Consider the following 16,802-nt stretch of genomic DNA (forward strand, 5'->3'; position numbering starts at 1 on the left):
TTACTATTTATAAATTTAATAATTTTAACAAGTAATTACTTGTGGACAACCGATGTACAGGCTGCAATACTTAGGTCCTGTAACGGCTCCCGTGCAGCTGCATCCGCATAGTGACAAATCCGGAGTACCAATTTTTCCTACACCTCCAACGATGTTTTTAAGATCAGCACTGTTTAATTTTTTAGCGTTTTTTAAATTTTGATTTAACATAATGATTTGGTTTTAAGTTGAAAAATAAAGGATATTAATTACACTGCAAAGTCATCGCAAGTGTAGACTTGTGGACAAGCAATATAAGTTGGGCAGTATTTCGGTCCCGTAACAGCACCTGAACAACTGCATCCGCAAAGCGATAAGTCTGGCGTACCACTAGCACCACCAACGATGTTTCTCAGATCAGCACTTTTTAATTTCTTAGCGTTTTTTAAAATTTCGTTTAACATAATGATTTGGTTTTAAGTTGTTATTCAAATTTAAACATTATTACGATATCACAATAAAAAATTTACATTATTACAAAATAACGTTTTATTTAAGCGAATCGTATTTTAATAATGAAGGAAGATGAATTATTTAATAAACTAAAAATCCCTCCAAATTTCTTTGAAGGGATTTTATTTTATAAATTTTTAAACTGAAATTATCTCGCAATATTTACAGCTCTTGTTTCTCTGATTACGGTTACTCTTACTTGCCCAGGATAAGTCAGTTCATTCTGAATTTTCTCTGAAATGTCGTAAGAGAGCTGAGATGCGATTTCGTCGTTCACTTTTCCGCTTTCTACCATTACCCTCAATTCTCTGCCCGCCTGAATTGCATAAGCACTAGAAACTCCTTCAAAGCTTAAAGCCGCAGCTTCAAGATCCTTCAATCTTTGAATATAAGATTCTAAAACCTGACGTCTTGCTCCCGGTCTTGCTCCTGAAATTGCATCGGCAACCTGAATGATTGGAGATAATAATGAAGTCATTTCAACCTCGTCGTGGTGAGCTCCAATAGCATTGATTACTTCAGGATTTTCCCCGTATTTCTCTGCCCATTGCATTCCTAACAAAGCGTGAGGAAGTTCAGATTCCTGTTCAGGAACTTTACCGATATCGTGTAAAAGACCTGCTCTTTTGGCCATTTTCACATTTAGTCCTAATTCTGCAGCCATCGTTGCAGCAATATTTGCTACTTCTCTTGAGTGCTGTAATAGGTTTTGCCCATAAGATGAACGGTATTTCATTCTACCAACAATTTTCACCAACTCTGGGTGTAATCCATGGATTCCCAGGTCGATAATGGTTCTTTTACCTACTTCTATGATTTCGTCTTCAATCATTTTTTTGGTTTTTTCTACTACCTCTTCAATTCTCGCCGGGTGAATTCTACCGTCTGTAACCAATCTGTGAAGTGATAATCTTGCAATCTCTCTTCTTACAGGATCAAAACATGAAAGAAGAATAGCTTCCGGAGTATCATCGACGATAATTTCTACACCTGTCATTGCTTCCAGTGCCCTGATGTTTCTACCCTCTCTACCGATAATTCTACCTTTTACTTCATCAGATTCTATATTAAAAACAGACACCGAATTTTCAATTGCCTGCTCAGTACCGATTCTCTGAATAGTCTGAATAACTATTTTTCTTGCTTCGCTTTTAGCATTCAGCTGGGCTTCTTCCATAATGCTCTGAACATGTGCTTGAGCTCTGGTCTTAGCTTCAGCCTTCATTGTTTCTACTAATTCAGCTTTGGCTTCTTCACCGGTATAGTTTGAGATTCTTTCAAGCATTTCTACTTTCTTCGCGGTTGCCGAATCTAGCTCTTGCTGTTTTTTCTCTAAAATTTCTGTTTTCTTAGCATAATCAGCAATCTGTCTGTCGAGATCTTTCTCTAATTTCCCTGCTTTACTAAGCTCATCATTCAGCTTATTTTCTTTGTCTTTGATCCTTTTTTCGCCCTCCTGCATTTTTCTTTCGCGAGATTGAATGTCTGCATCATGCTGAGATTTTAGCTCAAGAAATTTTTCTTTCGCCTGAAGATTTTTTTCTTTCTTTATTGATTCGGCTTGTACAGTAGCTTTTTCTATAAGATTTTCGGCATTTTTTGTTGCATCGTCTATAATAAATTTGCCTTTAGCATTAAGGGAGCTTTTAGAAAATACCATTCCTAAAACAGCGCCTACTATCAAACAAATAACGCCTATAATAATAGCGGTTGTTGTCATATATATATTGAGTTTTAATTGTCTAAATTTAAAAATAAAAAACCTACAATAATTCAGTGATTTAGAGTAAACTCCCGATCTCCACGATTTGATCTGATTTCTTCTCTCTGTAATCTGCGTAAAGCAGCACGCCATTGAAAAGACTTTCGAACATTAATTGTTTAGTGTTGAGTTTACCTTAATGTGTTAGAATTACTGTAGGCAGCTTTTCGGAAAATTATTTTCCCGCTTCATTCAACGTCTGATTAATTTTGGTTAATCGTTCGTTGGCCGAATGTATATTTTTTTCGTAGTTGAGAGATACAACTTCTGCATTGGTTCCCAATTTGAGGGCACACATTGCTAAAGCATCCTGTTTATCTCTTACATCGAAATTCTGTTCAAAATCTTTAATCATATTTTCAATTTGCTTCCCCACTTTACGGAGTGTCTCTTCCTCTGCTGCCGGAACATTCAGTGGATATACCCTTCCTGCGATGTTGATGGTTATTCTCCTTACATCCATTATAATCCGCTGTTTTGAAGCTGTGCAATACAAAAGTCTACTTCTTTTACCAATCTGTTGATATGGTTTTTCATGAGTCTGTTGTGTTCAGGATTTCCTGATATTGCCGAATACAATTTTATATTTTTCTGTTCTTCTGCTAATACCTGATTTTTCTTCCGCTCTTCATCATATTTCTTCTTCAAGTCTTCATGCTCTTTATTCAATTCTGATAACCTTTCAGAAAGATTTTGATGACTTTTATGAAGATTCAAAATCTTTTTTTCCAGTTCTGAAAAATTGTTTTCTAATTCTTGAAGCATTTCAGGTTTCTAAATATTCTAACTAATAGCAAAAATATGAAAATAAAAAGACTAACAAAAATAAATATCTCTATATTTTGGCTAAAAACAAAAAGGAGATGCCAAAGCACCTCCTTTATATATTAAGTTTTTGTTATATTATTCAAATTTCAATACAAACATAATAGCTCTTGTTTGTAAAGTAGAAACTGCTGCAGACCAATAAGGTGGCGTAGTAGCATTATCAGCAACCATTTCGTTGTTCATAAAGAATGTTCCTCTTACAGCCGGAGTCAGTTTAAATTTATTAAAATAAAACTGAATTCCCATCTCTGCAGACCATGCAAAGTTGTGTGTTGTAGATCTGAAAACCTGCTGTTGGTTATCGTCTTCTGAGTCTGAATTTGACTGTAAATTAACAATATAATTCACACCCGCAGCAAAATAAGGTCTTGAGTTATACCATCTTTCTCCATGAAATTCAAGCAATACAGGAACATCCACCAAAGTTGATTTAATTTCTCTTACCTTGTCTTTTTCAGTTAAAAAAATAGGTGTAAATGGAGCATTTGTTAAGCTTCCATTTTGATAAATATCGTTAGATTGTGTGTTGAAGATCAACTGTCTTTGAGCAAACTGCAAACCTGGTTCTAATCTTACGTCTAGGTAATCATTTAATCTGAATTTTGCGATCAGACCTGCCCCAAAGCTGGTACTTGCTTTAGACGTTACAAGATTCTGATTCTCACTCATACCATATCTTGGATTAAGCACGATACGGTAATCCAGTATGTTGCCATTCAGATAAAACCCCCAGCTGAATTTTTGCTGGTCAAAATCTTCCAGCTTATCCATCCTGTTACGAGTTCTAAATTGAGCATCTGCAAAAGTTGCTATACTAACTGAGGCTAAAACCAGAGCTTTTAATAGAAATTTATTCATAGGTTATTTTGTTGCTTTATAAATTGTGGCTATACCTAAACTTAATTTTTTATATTCTACTTTTTTAAATCCTGTGTCTAACAGTATTTGTCTCATTTTCTCTCCAAACGGGAAAGCATTCACAGAATCCGGCAGATAAGTATACGCCCTGTCGTCTTTAGAAATCAATCTTCCGATTGCCGGCAATATATTTTTAAAATAAAACATATAAAACGGTCCTAAAAAACCCTCTACTTTTGAAAACTCAAGAATGTACACACTTTTGTTTTCCTTCACTACTCTTTTCAGCTCTGCCAAACCTTTTGTAAGGTTTTCAAAGTTCCTTACTCCAAATGCAACGGAAACAGCATCAAATCTATTGTCCTCGAAAGGTAAATTTTCTGCATCACCTTTCTGCATAGAAATTTTGCCGTCTAATTTAAGTTTTTTTATTTTAATAACGCCAACATTTAACATTTGTTGCGATAAATCTAAACCAACGACTTTCGCACCCGTTCCTTTTTCTACAGCAATTGCCAGATCCCCTGTTCCGGTAGCCACGTCAAGAACTTCCTTAGGCGTGTCTTCCTTCATCATGCGAACGAGCTTATTCCTCCATAGAACATCTATTTTCATAGACAACGCATGGTTCAGCAAATCATACTTCGGCGCAATATTGTCGAACATATCCTCTACCTGGCTTTTTTTCGTAGCCTCAGAATTGTAAGGAGTAACTTTGTTGATATCGTTTGTCAAAACTTGTAATATTCTTTATAATAATTAAGGTAATCTTGTTTTCTGAAGATCTTTGAGCGGGATTCTACTTTATCAATATTCTTTATCAGCTTATCATAATCTTCATCTACATTGTAATAAAAGTCTTCTGTATAAAGCTTATTGAAGCGTTTTGCGCCTCCAAAATATGCCTTACCGTCTATAATCGTTTTATCCAACGCCAAAAGTAATGAATCTTTTTTAAGATTGTACCCATAAAATTGACGATTAACATAATAATCCTGATGAGCAATGTTTATAAGCCCTCTGATTTTATTTACCTCAAATGCAGAATCGTACAACAATTTCTTATTCTGATCAAAAACTTTTATTGAATTTTTGCCCTGTTTAAGGTTTACATTCACGTATTGCCCTGCCGAAATGATTCCTTCAGAACCGTTATTAATTTTGTAGTAGTAAGTATAAGGAGTAGGATTATCTACCAGGTAATAATTTTTTTTGGCTAAAAAAAAGAAATATACCCCAAAGGCAAATACAAAAACTGCAATTGCAATAAGTAACCCCTTCATTGACGGATTGTTTTTCATAGATTGTTGTGAACAATTTTTGCAAATTTAATAATATTTTTAATTCTTTCTTATTAATATTAATTATTAACTTTGCATCTTTATAAATCATTTAAACGAATGCCGAATACGATCATTATTGGTTCTGGATCTTACATTCCTAGCAGAGTTATTGGTAGAGATTTTTTTCTAAATTCTGAATTCTATACCGATGAAGGCGAAAAAATAGACAAGCCAAACGAAGAAATCATCTCAAAATTTGTAGAAATTACAGAAATTGAAAACAGAAGATATATTGGGGACGACACTTCAAACTCAAAAATAGGTTACGAAGCTGCGAAAGTAGCTCTTGAAGACGCAAAAGTAGACGGCGAAGATTTAGATTATATAATTTACGCCAGTAATTTTGGCGAAGTAGGCACTGACGGTGTTGCGAACTTTATGCCGAATATGGCAGCAAGAGTAAAGAATCATTTAGGAATTAAAAACAGAAAATGTATCACCTATGATATGATTTTTGGTTGTCCGGGCTGGGTTGAAGCAATGATTCTGGCAGATACCTTTATCAAAGCCGGTGTTGCTAAAACGATTCTTGTAGTGGGTGCAGAAACTTTAAGCCGCGTTACCGATCCTTACGACAGAAATAAAATGATTTTTGCTGACGGAGCCGGTGCAGTCGTCGTAAAAGCAACCGATGAAGAAAATGTGGGCATTATTTCTCATAATACCATCTGCGATAATGGCCCCGAACTGGAGTATTTAAGAAACGGAGGTTCTATCAACAAGGAATTCAACGATAAAAAGCTTTACATCAGAATGATGGGGAGAAAAATCTATGAGTACGCTCTTAAAAACGTTCCCACAGCCATTAAGGAAACTATAGACAGTGCCGGGCTTTCTATAAAAGATATTGATAAAATTCTGATTCATCAGGCTAATGCCAAAATGGATTATGCGATGATCGAAAGACTTCACAAGCTTTATGATGTCAAAGATTACGACCACGCCGTTTCCCCGATGACAATTCAGGATTTTGGAAATTCTTCTGTGGCAACCATTCCTACGATGTTTGATTTAATCATTAAAGGTAAAATGGAGGGTCATACGTTTAAAGATAAAGGGAACATTGTGATGACTTCGGTAGGTGCCGGAATGAACATTAATGCGATCGTTTATAAATTTCCTTAAGATATTTAAATAATTTAAAATATTAAAAGCACAGAGGAATTTCTTTTGTGCTTTTTTAAAACTCGTTTATGCAAAGAAACTTTTTATTTATAGCTGCTATCTTCTTATTTCTGGAAGTTTATATCTATCAGGCAATTAAAACTTTAACAGATAACTTATGGATTAAGGCAGGATATTGCATTTTGTCTTTAGCTGTTTACGGATTCTTTGCTTATGAAGTTTCTCATTTCCAAAGATCAGACAGAAGCACAATGAGAGCACAGATCATGATCTCATTATTTTTAGTCTTTATTTTACCAAAAATTTTTATCGTCTTATTTTTATTAATTGACGATATTTTCAGAACAGGAGGTTACTTAATCGGCTTAACCAAATCTACAGAAAACTTTTTTCCGGAAAGGAGAAAGTTTCTTAGTATTATGGGTCTTGGTCTGGGCGGTGTGCTCTCCGCATTATTTATTGACGGAATTACCTTCGGAAAATATAGGCATACGGTAAGAAGAGTAAAAGTTAAGATTAAAAATCTTCCTCTAAGCTTTAAAGGATACAAAATCATTCAGATTTCAGATGTTCACAGCGGAAGTTTTTCTGACCCGAGCAAACTGGAACACGCCATCGAGTTGATCAACGAACAAAACGCAGATTTAGTTTTATTTACCGGAGACATGGTGAATAACGTTTCTGAAGAATTCAAACCTTTCATTCCTCTTTTTTCTAAAATTAAAGCGAAAGACGGCAAGTTTGCAGTGTTGGGAAATCACGATTATGGCGATTATGTGACCTGGGAATCTCCTAATGCAAAAAAAGTAAATCTCGATCAATTAATCGAATACGAAAGACAGGCAGGTTTTGAAATGTTGATGAATGAAAACCGTGCCATCGACAGAAACGGAGAAAAATTATACATTTTAGGAGTAGAAAACTGGGGATTAAAGCCTTTTCCACAATTTGGAAAAATAGACAAAGCTTTAGAAAACGTCCCACAAAACGCTGCGAAAATATTAATGAGTCATGACCCTACTCATTTCGATTACGTGGTTAAAAAACACCCTGCAGATATTAGTTTAACACTTTCAGGTCACACCCACGGAATGCAGTTTGGTTTAGATTTAAAAAATATCAAATGGTCGCCTGTACAATACCGTTATCCAAAATGGGCAGACTTATACGAAAGTGAAGGAAAACTGTTGTATGTAAACCGTGGCTTTGGCGTTTTAGGATATCCCGGAAGAGTTGGGGTGTTGCCTGAGATTACCCTTTTGGAATTATCTTAATGATCTTTTTTAAAATATATAATCCTTCATCCTAGAAGTTGCCAATTCTTTTTCATTAATCCACGAGAGAAACGCTTCCAGTTTATCCTCCATCTTTTTACCGGAATTATATCTTCTGTAAAACGGAACTTTAAACTGATATTTTGCTACGTCTGTGAATTGCCATGAATCAAGATAGATTAACACAAAGTCGTCGTTTTTCAGAGTCTCAAAAACCATATTCTGATAATATTTCATTGGTAAAGCCTGAAACACAAAATCATTGTATGGAAGCTGACTGTAAGGAGAAATGCTTTCCGGAATGATACTGATTCCATTCTCTTCAGTGATCTCAGAATCTCTTTTCAGACGCTTAAAAGGAAACAGAATATCGGCGTTATCAATATTTGAAATATAGCTAAATCCCATTAATTTTAAATCCGCGTCTGCAATTTTAAATTCTTTTTGACGAATGCCTTTGATTTGTTTTTCTAAAAAATCTTCAGCAAACTTTTTGGCTTCTTCTATTTGTGAAGCAGAAGAGTTTTTATTGTAAAAAGCAATTTCATGCCCTTGAGCAGAAATTGCTTTTATTAAATTTTTAAGTTTTTCGATAAGAGAAATCTCGATAAAAAAGCTCGCTTTTATTTCATGAATATCTAAAATTCTAAGAATCGATTTAGTATTCGCCTCTGTGATTGATAACCTTTCATCATCAAAAATCTGAACATCATTTTTAGTCTCAGATTCAATATTCATCAAATTAAAGGTCAGTAAAATCATTTAAACTTAAATTTATATAAAAATTATAAAATGCTATTAATCAATAGTTAAATAACATTTTAATTAAAGTAAAACTTATCTTAAATTTATTTTGATAATTTAACTTTTAGATTTTTAATCATGTCTTTAGACATTTCAGAAATTCCAAAATCATAAGAAAGATTCCAATCTTTTTTGGCAATAGAATCATCAATTGACGATGGCCAAGAATCTGCAATTGCCTGTCTGAAATCCGGTTTATAATCAATTTCAAATTCAGGAATTTCTTTCTTAATTTCGTCTGCCAATTCTTTTGGCGTAAAAGACATTCCGCCCAAATTATAAGAAGAACGAACCGTTAAACTTTCTTTCGGAGCTTCCATCAATTTTAAAGTAGCGTTGATCGCATCATCCATATACAACATCGGCATTGCAGTATCTTCGGAGATGAAGCTCGTATACTTCCCCTCTTCCACTGCTTCGTAGAAAATCTCCACAGCGTAATCAGTCGTTCCTCCACCTGCAGGAGTTTTCCATGAAATCAACCCCGGATATCTGATGCTTCTGACATCAACTCCATATTTATCAAAATAATATTCACACCATTTTTCGCCTGCCATTTTTGAAATACCATAAACGGTCGTCGGATTTAAGACTACATCCTGACCAACATTATGTTTAGGAATTCCTTTTCCAAATACAGCAATAGAACTAGGCCAGAAGATCTTGTGAAGCAATCCCTCTTTCGCCATTTCACAAAAATGAAGAAGTGGTTCAAGATTCAGTTTCCATGCAAAGATCGGTTGTTTTTCAGAAGTTCCTGATAATAAAGAAGCCAAATGATAGACGGTAGTAATATCGTAATCTTTGATGATCTGTCTCACCAATTGTGTATTGGTAACATCCATTCTTTCATAATATCCTGCAGAGGTAATGCCTTTTTGCCATCTGTCTAACCCTGAAGCTACTACATTTTCAGCTCCGTGAATTTCTACAAGTCTGTTGGTAAGCTCTGTGCCTATTTGACCTAAAGCTCCTGTAATGAGAATTTTTTCCGTGAAGGATTCCATTTTTATATTTTATTAGATGAGTAAAAGCAAAAATAGAGATTTTGAGTACTATAAGAAAACAAAATTGTAAATTCGGATATATTTTTTGTCACGGAAAATTTGACAGATGCATTAAAACCAACTCAGATAGATTCATAACTAATATTTCAAAAAATCAAAATGAAAAAAATACTATTCACTATTCTCCTCGCTTCATCGTTTATTAGCGCGCAATATACCGACATCAATATTGTAAAAGAAGTTAAGGTGAAAAATAAAGGAGTTGTTGTATCTGCTCACCCATTAGCAAGTGAGGCAGGCGCAAAAGTTCTTAAATCAGGAGGAAATGCTTATGATGCTATAATAGCAACACAATACGCTTTAGCAGTAGTCTATCCTCAGGCAGGAAATATTGGTGGTGGCGGATTTTTGGTCGGAGTGAAAAATAATGGTGAAAAATTTACGATCGATTATCGTGAGACAGCCCCAAAAAAGGCTTCACGAGATATGTATCTTGACAAAAAAGGCAATGCAAACACAGATTTATCACAAAATGGAAGATTATCAGTTGGGATTCCGGGAAGTGTGGCCGGATTTTTTGCAACTTCTAAATACTCTAAGCTTCCGATGGAAAAACTGATTCAGCCAGCCATTGATTTAGCTGAAAAAGGCTTTGCAATTACCGATCAGGAAGCCAATTTATTGAATGCAAGCAAAGAATATTTCCAAAAACATAATAAAACTTCAAATGCTTTTGTGAAAAATGAAGCATGGAAATCCGGAGATATTTTGATCCAGAAAGAATTGGCAGAAACTTTAAGATTAATCCAAAAATTTGGTTTAAAAGGATTTTATCAAGGTAAAACAGCAGAGCTTTTAATTGCCGAAATGAGAAAAGACAATGGAATTATTACTCTGGACGACCTAAAAAATTACAAGGTCGCCGAAAGAAAAGTTTTGGAATTTGAATATAAGGGAAATATTGTGGTCTCAATGCCGCTGCCTTCCAGCGGCGGAATACTTTTGGCGCAAATGCTGAAAATGTCTGGTTATGAAAATTTAGAGAAATATCAGCATAACTCAACTAAGGCAGTTCAGATTATGGTGGAAGCCGAAAGAAGGGCTTTTGCTGACAGAGCCGAATATATGGGAGACCCTGATTTTATTCATGATAAAACCTTGTATCTGATTTCTGATGAATATCTAAAAAACAGGTGGAAAAATTTCAGCTTTACTCAAGCAACTCCAAGTTCTGATGTCGGAAAAATCATTAAGCAACCGAAAGAATCAACGGAAACTACCCATATTTCGGTGATTGATAAAGATGGAAATGCAGCAGCAGTTACCACAACGTTAAATGGCCTATACGGAAGTAAAGTTGTGGTTTCCGGAGCCGGTTTCTTTTTAAATAACGAGATGGATGATTTTTCTGTAAAACCAGGGGTTCCCAATATGTTTGGAGCCGTTGGTGGTGAAGCAAATTCAATTCAGCCCAACAAAAGAATGTTGTCATCGATGACTCCAACGATTGTACTGAAAAACGGAAAGCCCTTTATGATTGTCGGAACTCCCGGTGGAACTACCATTCCGACATCTGTTTATCAGTCTATCGTAAATGCTATTGACTTTAAACTGAATCCTAATATTTCTGTCAATTCTCCGAAATTTCACCATCAGTGGCTCCCCGAAACAGTCGCATTTGAAAAAAACTTCCCTGAAAATACAATCAGTAATTTAGAAAAAATAGGTTACAAAGCAGAGCGATGGGGACAGCTTGGGAGAACAGAAATGATTTTAATTGATGACAGTGGAAATATCCATGCCGTTGCAGATGGCCGCGGCGATGATTCTGTGGCGGTAGAATGATGAATTTTTTTCTCATTCTGAATCAGTTGAATGTAATCAAGAATAGTAATGCTTTGAGATACTTCCTTCGTCAGAATGACAATTAAAATAATATTAATTTTCGGCGGGGGCTTTCAGCCCCCGCCGAAAATTTTCTCACATACCATTCAATCATCAGAGTTATTTTTCTTATTTTTCATATTGAATTTAAATTTATTATTTTGAAAGCAAACAAAATATATCAGCAGCTTTACTTTCAGGTCATTGTTGCGATCATTGCAGGGATACTTTTCGGTAAATTTTACCCAGACCCAGAGATCGGTGAAAAGATGAAACCTTTGGGTGACGGCTTTATCAAACTTGTTAAGATGATTATTGCTCCTGTAATTTTCATTACGCTTACGTTAGGAATCGCTCATATGACCGATCTGAAAAAAGTCGGAAGAATTGCTGTAAAAGCAATGATTTATTTTTTCACATTCTCAACATTAGCACTCATCATCGGGCTTATTGTAGGAAATATTTTACGACCGGGATCAGGTTTAAACATTGATCCTGCAAGTCTTTCGGGAGATGTTTCCCAATATCAGCAAAAAGCCCATGATACTACGCTAACCGGATTTATAATCAATATTATTCCTGAGACATTATTCAGCCCGTTGGTAGGTGACAATATTCTTCAGGTGCTTTTGGTTGCAATCTTAATGGGAATCGCATTGGTTTTAACGAAAGAAAAAAGCCAGAAAATTACAGATTTCTTGCAGGATTTAGCTGCGCCTGTTTTCAAAATTGTTCATATGCTGATGAAACTTGCACCCATTGGTGCTTTTGGAGCAATGGCTTTTACAATAGGAAAATACGGTTTAGCGTCGGTTTTAAATTTAATTTTCCTTGTAGGAACTTTTTATATTACTTCAATTTTATTTGTTGTGTTGGTATTGGGATCGGTTGCTTTGTACAATGGTTTCAGTATTTTCAGATTGATGTATTATCTGAAAGAAGAACTGCTTTTGGTATTAGGCACAAGCTCTTCAGAATCTGCGCTTCCGGGGATCATGGAGAAACTGGAGAAAGCCGGCTGTTCAAAGGCGATTGTAGGATTAGTAGTACCTACAGGATATTCTTTCAATCTAGACGGGACAAATATTTATATGACACTGGCTTCACTTTTCATTGCGCAGGCCCTGAATATTGATCTGTCTCTGGAAAAACAAATGATTCTTCTTTTGGTTGCAATGTTGAGCTCAAAGGGCGCGGCAGGAGTAACGGGTGCAGGATTTATTACATTGGCTGCAACTCTGGCCGTAGTTCCCGAAATTCCAATCGCGGGAATGACGTTAATTTTAGGAATTGATAAATTTATGAGCGAATGCCGTGCTTTGACTAATGTCGTGGGAAATTCTGTAGCAACGGTAGTAGTTGCAAATTGGGAAAAACAACTCAATAGACAACAATTGCATTTTTGTCTGAATAACCCTAATAAACTAGAAAATGAATTATAGTTTGATCCTACAGCTACCCTGGAATTGAATTTTTAATAAAAATTTTTCATCAATATGATCTAGAACATAAAGAAATTAAATCTAGTTTTCTTAAATTTGTAGAACATTATCATGTAAGAATGATAATTTTTTTCATCATTTGTGTTTTTAAGCCTTCTTATTGAAGGCTTTTTTGTTTATATGGTTTAGAGAACTAAATTAAGCATTAGAGAATTTGAAAACCCTATTTTTAAACTATCTAATCTAAATTAAGATTGTAAGACTTGCCGGCTGTACTTTAATATTGATGGGCGATTTTATCCTGTTGAACTCACCATCAAGATGCCAGTTTTTCGTATTGACTTTGAATTCAACCTCTGAAACAGGTAAGTAAGTCAGATAATCATCTTCTTTAAGCTTTTTTGTAAACATTCTGAATGCAAATAAAGGTGAATAAGTCAGAGGAAATTTTTTAACCAAAACCATATCGACCAATCCGTCACTTTTACTTGCCATCGGAGCAATATAAGCGTGATTGCCAAACTGTCGGGTGTTTGCAATATTTACCATCAGATATTTGCCATTATATTGTTGATATTTTTCATCGAAAAATTTTAATTTAATCGGTTTGTAGCTGAAAAATGTCTTTAAAGAAACTTTTATATAATTTTTGAAACCACGGTTTGTTTTTTCAAACTCTTTCACAACTTTTCCATCGAATCCCGTACCTGAAACATTAATGGAAAGCCTGTCGTTAACAGTAAATGTATCAATCTTTCTTGATTTCTTTTGCCTTAATTTTTCTATTAATTCATCTAAATTTTTGCTGAACTGTGTCTCATTAGAAAAGCCATTTCCCGACCCTGCAGGAAAAATAGCCAATATCTTATCTGTATTGATCAGATTTTTTGCAACTGTCGATATCGTTCCGTCACCCCCTATTGCTACAAAAATATCTGTAGTTGAAAAATGCTTTTGAATAAACTCATCGGTACCAAGTATTGATTCTGAAATGTAATATAACGGATTGTTTAGTTTACTTTTAAGCGCATTAAGAAATGGCTGGTAATTCTTTTTCGCCGAAAAAGGATTGATGATAAAAGCTACATTTTCCATTATCACAAAAGTAGAAAATGCTTCCTGATTTGGAAGCATTAATATTAGTTAATTTTCATTCTTTCTTTGAATTCAGATGTCAGTGTACCTTTAAGCTCATCCCACGAAACAGGAATCGTAATGTCTCCTGCTGCGAAAGCTGCAATCTCATACGGACTGTAGTGAAAATACAGATTTTTATCATCAAAATAAAAATTTTCGTTAGCCGGGATAACTTCCAACAAAAGCATATCTGAATTTTTAACTGCTCCTTGTGAATCTGTTGTTCCGCTGGGAATAGTATTAATGTTCTTGAATAATAGTTGTTCTAATCTGGCTTTTGGCATTGTAGTAATATCCTTCAGCTGTAGTTTTTTATTGGTTTTCAAATCAAAAATTCGCTCTGAAAAACCGTAATTACCATGCGCTCCACCTTCATAAGAAGAATATAGGTATTGGATCTGAAGAAAATCTTTGATGTGTGATCTTAGTTTCATAAAAGCTCCGGAATTCCAAGTTTGCGGATACGCTATATCTGAAGTCCAGTCGTTGTTTTTGTCTTTTACAGAAGAAAAATATTCCGTTTTATCTTTATTTAGAAAATTCTGCAACCCTTGTTTTGAAAAATCAGTAATACCTTTTCTTTCATAATAAATACTGTCTAATAGAGCCTGATCTGTGATTGTAGGAAAAACCAACATTGTAGATTCATATTTAAGCGTCAGTTTTTCACTTACTTTAATTGAGTCTGTAATTTTTACAGAATCAATCTTGAATTCCGGAACCGCTTTGGTTTCGGCTTTAGTCTCAGTATTTTTAGAATCTGCCTTTCTGCAGGCTGATAAAATAAAAAGTGTCGCTAATAAAACAGCTTTGATCGTATTTTTCATAATTACAATTTTTCGTACCAATGCAAAAACCATTCAAATGATGAATGGTTTTTTAAATATTTTAATCAATAAATATGAATTTATTTTTTGATCAAGCTCATAACCTGATTTTCACTGTCTGAAATAACCTTCCAGATTTGTTTAAAAGCCGGATAATATTCTTTAGGATAATCTGCACTTGCAATTTGAAATTCCGAGATCGTAAGGATCTTATTACCCTTTCTTTCTACTGTATAAGAATAACTGATTTCTTTGTCATCTGTAATTATTTTTTTACTTTTAGGCAATTCTGCAATTTCATAACCTTCAGGTATTTCTATTTCTACAATTTTTGTTTTGCTGATGGGTGAAATAAAATCGATCATATATTTTCTTTCTTCCTGCTGATCAAAATCGTTACTGGTCTGATGCAAAAACAATAAAGGATTTATAATTTTTCTCTTTCCTAGATTATCAATCATATTATTAGATGTAAATCTCATTGTAGATCTAAATTCTCCATCATCCAAAACTCTTGAATTAATATCAGAAAAATCTACTGAAAAATTTTCTTTATACTGTTTTGTATATTTCTCAGGATTTTCGTCAAAGTCTTCTTTAGCATTTAAAGCCAATAAACCTTCATCCTGATCTTGATATTCGCCGGTTACTGTACCGTCATCATGAATCTTAGCTTTTGTAGTGTGAGAAGAATAGCTTGGTTTGATATTGTTTAAAGAAATAACTTCCGCCTTATCATCTCTTAACAAAAGTCCGTTACTGTTCCAAACTCTACCAGGAAGTATACCTTCTTTTGACTGTTTAGAAGTTGCGTCAAACAGGTAGATATTCTTGCCTAATTCTGCTGCTGCAATCACATAATCAAAGTTTCCGATGTTGGGAAATGTAAGGTTCACCATACCGTTTTTAACGGTTGAAATTAAAATTGGATAAGCTTTTATTCCTTGACTTCTTAACATGTTAATCAACATCAGATTTAGATCTCCTGTATTTCCTGTTTTGGTTTTAGCAAGTTCTTTTATACCATTTTCTGTGTAGAACCCAGTAGTATTGTTCCAAGTATATGAAGTTTTTACGAAATCAAAAATCAAATTTGCTTTTTTCAGTTCATCTTTTTCTTCCAATATACTTTTCGGCAACATATCTTTTGCAAGCTTGTCTTTTTTGTACTGCATACCAAACTCATCATGCTCCCAAAGGGTTTTCCTGATATCTTCCCAAGTAGAAGTATATGTCTTCAAACCATTGTTAAAAAAAGTAGAATGCAGCTCTGCTCTGATTTTGGTTCTGTAATTATCGTTATTTTTTACAAATTTTTCAGATTTGAATGCCTTTAAATTTTCGAATGCGAATCTGTATGTCTTAGCATCTGCACCATATAAAAAGTCTTCACCAACTTTTTGGTGTTTCGGTGTTAAGCTGCCGGTAAAATCGATATGATATGACATATTGGTAGGTGAATCCAGCACATATTCAGTATATATTGAAGGTGTATCCAATTCTACATAAATAATTGGTAGCTCATACATAAAAGGTGATGAGACTTCATATTGGTACTCAATTACAGATCCATTTTTAATATTAGGAAATGCAAATTTATTAATCGTCACATACTTATTTTCTTTAGATTTAAATTTAGAGCTTTTGTCTACTTTAGTTTCAGCTATTTTACCTTCTTCAAGATTATAGACATTGGCTTTAACTGAAGTTAATGTTTCGCGGCTGCCAGATTTATTTTCTTGTAAATGAATATCAAGATTTAGCCAGTCTTCAGATTTATCTTTATCGTAAATTTTTATTCGGTACGCATATTTTTTTATCAGTTGACCATTGTAAGGATCAACTCGGTAATGTATTGATCTATAAAGGATTTCTGCAGGTGCTTTCTCATCGATTGCTGACTTTGCTTTATTTAAATCATCAATACTGAATTTTGGCATTTTAAGAAACTCATGTTTCTGTGCATTGAAAATCTGGCACATCAGGCAAAGACAAAAAACTAAAAGTATTTTTCTCATG

The 16,802-nt window shown here is 34.4% G+C and carries 17 protein-coding genes; 4 read left to right on the forward strand and 13 right to left on the reverse strand.

All coding sequences use genetic code 11. The features are described from left to right. Positions 1-24: 24 nt before the first annotated feature. The 8 genes from K0U91_RS00095 to K0U91_RS00130 form a co-directional block, all read right to left on the reverse strand. Positions 25-210, reverse strand: coding sequence for a hypothetical protein (locus K0U91_RS00095; RefSeq protein ID WP_220179472.1), 186 nt, complete (start codon positions 208-210; stop codon positions 25-27). Positions 211-248: 38 nt separating this feature from the next. After that, a complete protein-coding gene (locus K0U91_RS00100) occupies positions 249-443 on the reverse strand; it encodes a hypothetical protein (protein ID WP_220179473.1) in 195 nt (64 codons plus the stop codon). A gap of 197 nt (positions 444-640) precedes the next feature. Next, positions 641-2,212: a ribonuclease Y gene (rny, locus tag K0U91_RS00105; RefSeq protein WP_219968579.1), complete on the reverse strand. Its 1,572-nt coding sequence runs from the start codon at positions 2,210-2,212 to the stop codon at positions 641-643. Positions 2,213-2,429: 217 nt separating this feature from the next. After that, complete coding sequence (locus K0U91_RS00110) at positions 2,430-2,717, reverse strand: cell division protein ZapA (RefSeq protein WP_220179474.1); 288 nt, start codon at positions 2,715-2,717, stop codon at positions 2,430-2,432. Further along, positions 2,717-3,019, reverse strand: coding sequence for a hypothetical protein (locus tag K0U91_RS00115; RefSeq protein ID WP_219968577.1), 303 nt, complete (start codon positions 3,017-3,019; stop codon positions 2,717-2,719). The genes K0U91_RS00110 and K0U91_RS00115 overlap by 1 nt, the downstream gene beginning before the upstream one ends. A gap of 138 nt (positions 3,020-3,157) precedes the next feature. Further along, positions 3,158-3,940 carry a type IX secretion/gliding motility protein PorT/SprT gene (porT, locus tag K0U91_RS00120; protein WP_219968576.1) on the reverse strand — a complete coding sequence of 261 codons (783 nt, stop codon included), beginning with the start codon at positions 3,938-3,940 and terminating at the stop codon, positions 3,158-3,160. Between the two features lie 3 nt (positions 3,941-3,943). After that, positions 3,944-4,606 (reverse strand): bifunctional demethylmenaquinone methyltransferase/2-methoxy-6-polyprenyl-1,4-benzoquinol methylase UbiE, encoded by a 663-nt coding sequence (gene ubiE, locus K0U91_RS00125; RefSeq protein ID WP_409049713.1) that lies wholly within the window; start codon positions 4,604-4,606, stop codon positions 3,944-3,946. A gap of 65 nt (positions 4,607-4,671) precedes the next feature. After that, the gene (locus K0U91_RS00130) at positions 4,672-5,241 is read right to left on the reverse strand and encodes a hypothetical protein (RefSeq protein WP_219968574.1); all 570 of its coding nucleotides are present in this window, start codon (positions 5,239-5,241) and stop codon (positions 4,672-4,674) included. 99 nt (positions 5,242-5,340) lie between these two features. On the opposite strand from K0U91_RS00130, the gene K0U91_RS00135 reads away from it, so the two are divergent. Both K0U91_RS00135 and K0U91_RS00140 read left to right on the forward strand, forming a co-directional pair. Further along, complete coding sequence (locus tag K0U91_RS00135; RefSeq protein ID WP_219968573.1) at positions 5,341-6,408, forward strand: 3-oxoacyl-ACP synthase III family protein; 1,068 nt, start codon at positions 5,341-5,343, stop codon at positions 6,406-6,408. A gap of 68 nt (positions 6,409-6,476) precedes the next feature. After that, the gene (locus K0U91_RS00140; RefSeq protein WP_220179475.1) at positions 6,477-7,682 is read left to right on the forward strand and encodes a metallophosphoesterase; all 1,206 of its coding nucleotides are present in this window, start codon (positions 6,477-6,479) and stop codon (positions 7,680-7,682) included. A 9-nt stretch (positions 7,683-7,691) separates the two neighbouring features. Here the strand turns inward: K0U91_RS00140 and K0U91_RS00145 are convergent, their stop codons facing one another. Together K0U91_RS00145 and K0U91_RS00150 are read right to left on the reverse strand one after the other, a co-directional pair. Continuing rightward, complete coding sequence (locus K0U91_RS00145; RefSeq protein ID WP_220179476.1) at positions 7,692-8,444, reverse strand: polysaccharide deacetylase family protein; 753 nt, start codon at positions 8,442-8,444, stop codon at positions 7,692-7,694. An 86-nt stretch (positions 8,445-8,530) separates the two neighbouring features. Next, a complete protein-coding gene (locus tag K0U91_RS00150) occupies positions 8,531-9,493 on the reverse strand; it encodes an NAD-dependent epimerase/dehydratase family protein (protein ID WP_220179477.1) in 963 nt (320 codons plus the stop codon). A 159-nt stretch (positions 9,494-9,652) separates the two neighbouring features. Between K0U91_RS00150 and ggt the strand changes: the two genes are divergently transcribed. Continuing rightward, entirely contained in the window at positions 9,653-11,338 is a 1,686-nt protein-coding gene (ggt, locus tag K0U91_RS00155) for a gamma-glutamyltransferase (protein WP_220179478.1), read from the forward strand. Between the two features lie 200 nt (positions 11,339-11,538). Further along, positions 11,539-12,819 carry a dicarboxylate/amino acid:cation symporter gene (locus K0U91_RS00160; protein ID WP_220179479.1) on the forward strand — a complete coding sequence of 427 codons (1,281 nt, stop codon included), beginning with the start codon at positions 11,539-11,541 and terminating at the stop codon, positions 12,817-12,819. Positions 12,820-13,062: 243 nt separating this feature from the next. Here the strand turns inward: K0U91_RS00160 and K0U91_RS00165 are convergent, their stop codons facing one another. From K0U91_RS00165 to K0U91_RS00175, 3 genes are all read right to left on the reverse strand, one after another. After that, complete coding sequence (locus K0U91_RS00165; protein WP_220179542.1) at positions 13,063-13,914, reverse strand: diacylglycerol/lipid kinase family protein; 852 nt, start codon at positions 13,912-13,914, stop codon at positions 13,063-13,065. Positions 13,915-13,958: 44 nt separating this feature from the next. Then, positions 13,959-14,783 (reverse strand): RsiV family protein, encoded by an 825-nt coding sequence (locus tag K0U91_RS00170; protein WP_220179480.1) that lies wholly within the window; start codon positions 14,781-14,783, stop codon positions 13,959-13,961. Between the two features lie 80 nt (positions 14,784-14,863). Next, positions 14,864-16,801, reverse strand: a complete 1,938-nt coding sequence (locus K0U91_RS00175; RefSeq protein ID WP_220179481.1) for a transglutaminase domain-containing protein — start codon at positions 16,799-16,801, stop codon at positions 14,864-14,866. Position 16,802: the final 1 nt, after the last annotated feature.

It is taken from the genome of Chryseobacterium sp. LJ668, assembly GCF_019613955.1.
Taxonomy (GTDB): Bacteria; Bacteroidota; Bacteroidia; order Flavobacteriales; family Weeksellaceae; genus Chryseobacterium.

Bases quoted from the DNA above. Each gene is read 5' to 3' on its own strand.
- K0U91_RS00175 (WP_220179481.1), bottom strand. From the start codon at position 16,801: ATGAGAAAAATACTTTTAGTTTTTTGTCTTTGCCTGATGTGCCAGATT.
- K0U91_RS00100 (WP_220179473.1), bottom strand. From the start codon at position 443: ATGTTAAACGAAATTTTAAAAAACGCTAAGAAATTAAAAAGTGCTGAT.
- ggt (WP_220179478.1), top strand. From the start codon at position 9,653: ATGAAAAAAATACTATTCACTATTCTCCTCGCTTCATCGTTTATTAGC.
- rny (WP_219968579.1), bottom strand. From the start codon at position 2,212: ATGACAACAACCGCTATTATTATAGGCGTTATTTGTTTGATAGTAGGC.
- ubiE (WP_409049713.1), bottom strand. From the start codon at position 4,606: ATGTTCGACAATATTGCGCCGAAGTATGATTTGCTGAACCATGCGTTG.
- K0U91_RS00170 (WP_220179480.1), bottom strand. From the start codon at position 14,783: ATGAAAAATACGATCAAAGCTGTTTTATTAGCGACACTTTTTATTTTA.
- K0U91_RS00165 (WP_220179542.1), bottom strand. From the start codon at position 13,914: ATGGAAAATGTAGCTTTTATCATCAATCCTTTTTCGGCGAAAAAGAAT.
- K0U91_RS00150 (WP_220179477.1), bottom strand. From the start codon at position 9,493: ATGGAATCCTTCACGGAAAAAATTCTCATTACAGGAGCTTTAGGTCAA.
- K0U91_RS00135 (WP_219968573.1), top strand. From the start codon at position 5,341: ATGCCGAATACGATCATTATTGGTTCTGGATCTTACATTCCTAGCAGA.
- K0U91_RS00095 (WP_220179472.1), bottom strand. From the start codon at position 210: ATGTTAAATCAAAATTTAAAAAACGCTAAAAAATTAAACAGTGCTGAT.
- K0U91_RS00130 (WP_219968574.1), bottom strand. From the start codon at position 5,241: ATGAAAAACAATCCGTCAATGAAGGGGTTACTTATTGCAATTGCAGTT.
- porT (WP_219968576.1), bottom strand. From the start codon at position 3,940: ATGAATAAATTTCTATTAAAAGCTCTGGTTTTAGCCTCAGTTAGTATA.
- K0U91_RS00110 (WP_220179474.1), bottom strand. From the start codon at position 2,717: ATGGATGTAAGGAGAATAACCATCAACATCGCAGGAAGGGTATATCCA.
- K0U91_RS00115 (WP_219968577.1), bottom strand. From the start codon at position 3,019: ATGCTTCAAGAATTAGAAAACAATTTTTCAGAACTGGAAAAAAAGATT.
- K0U91_RS00140 (WP_220179475.1), top strand. From the start codon at position 6,477: ATGCAAAGAAACTTTTTATTTATAGCTGCTATCTTCTTATTTCTGGAA.
- K0U91_RS00145 (WP_220179476.1), bottom strand. From the start codon at position 8,444: ATGATTTTACTGACCTTTAATTTGATGAATATTGAATCTGAGACTAAA.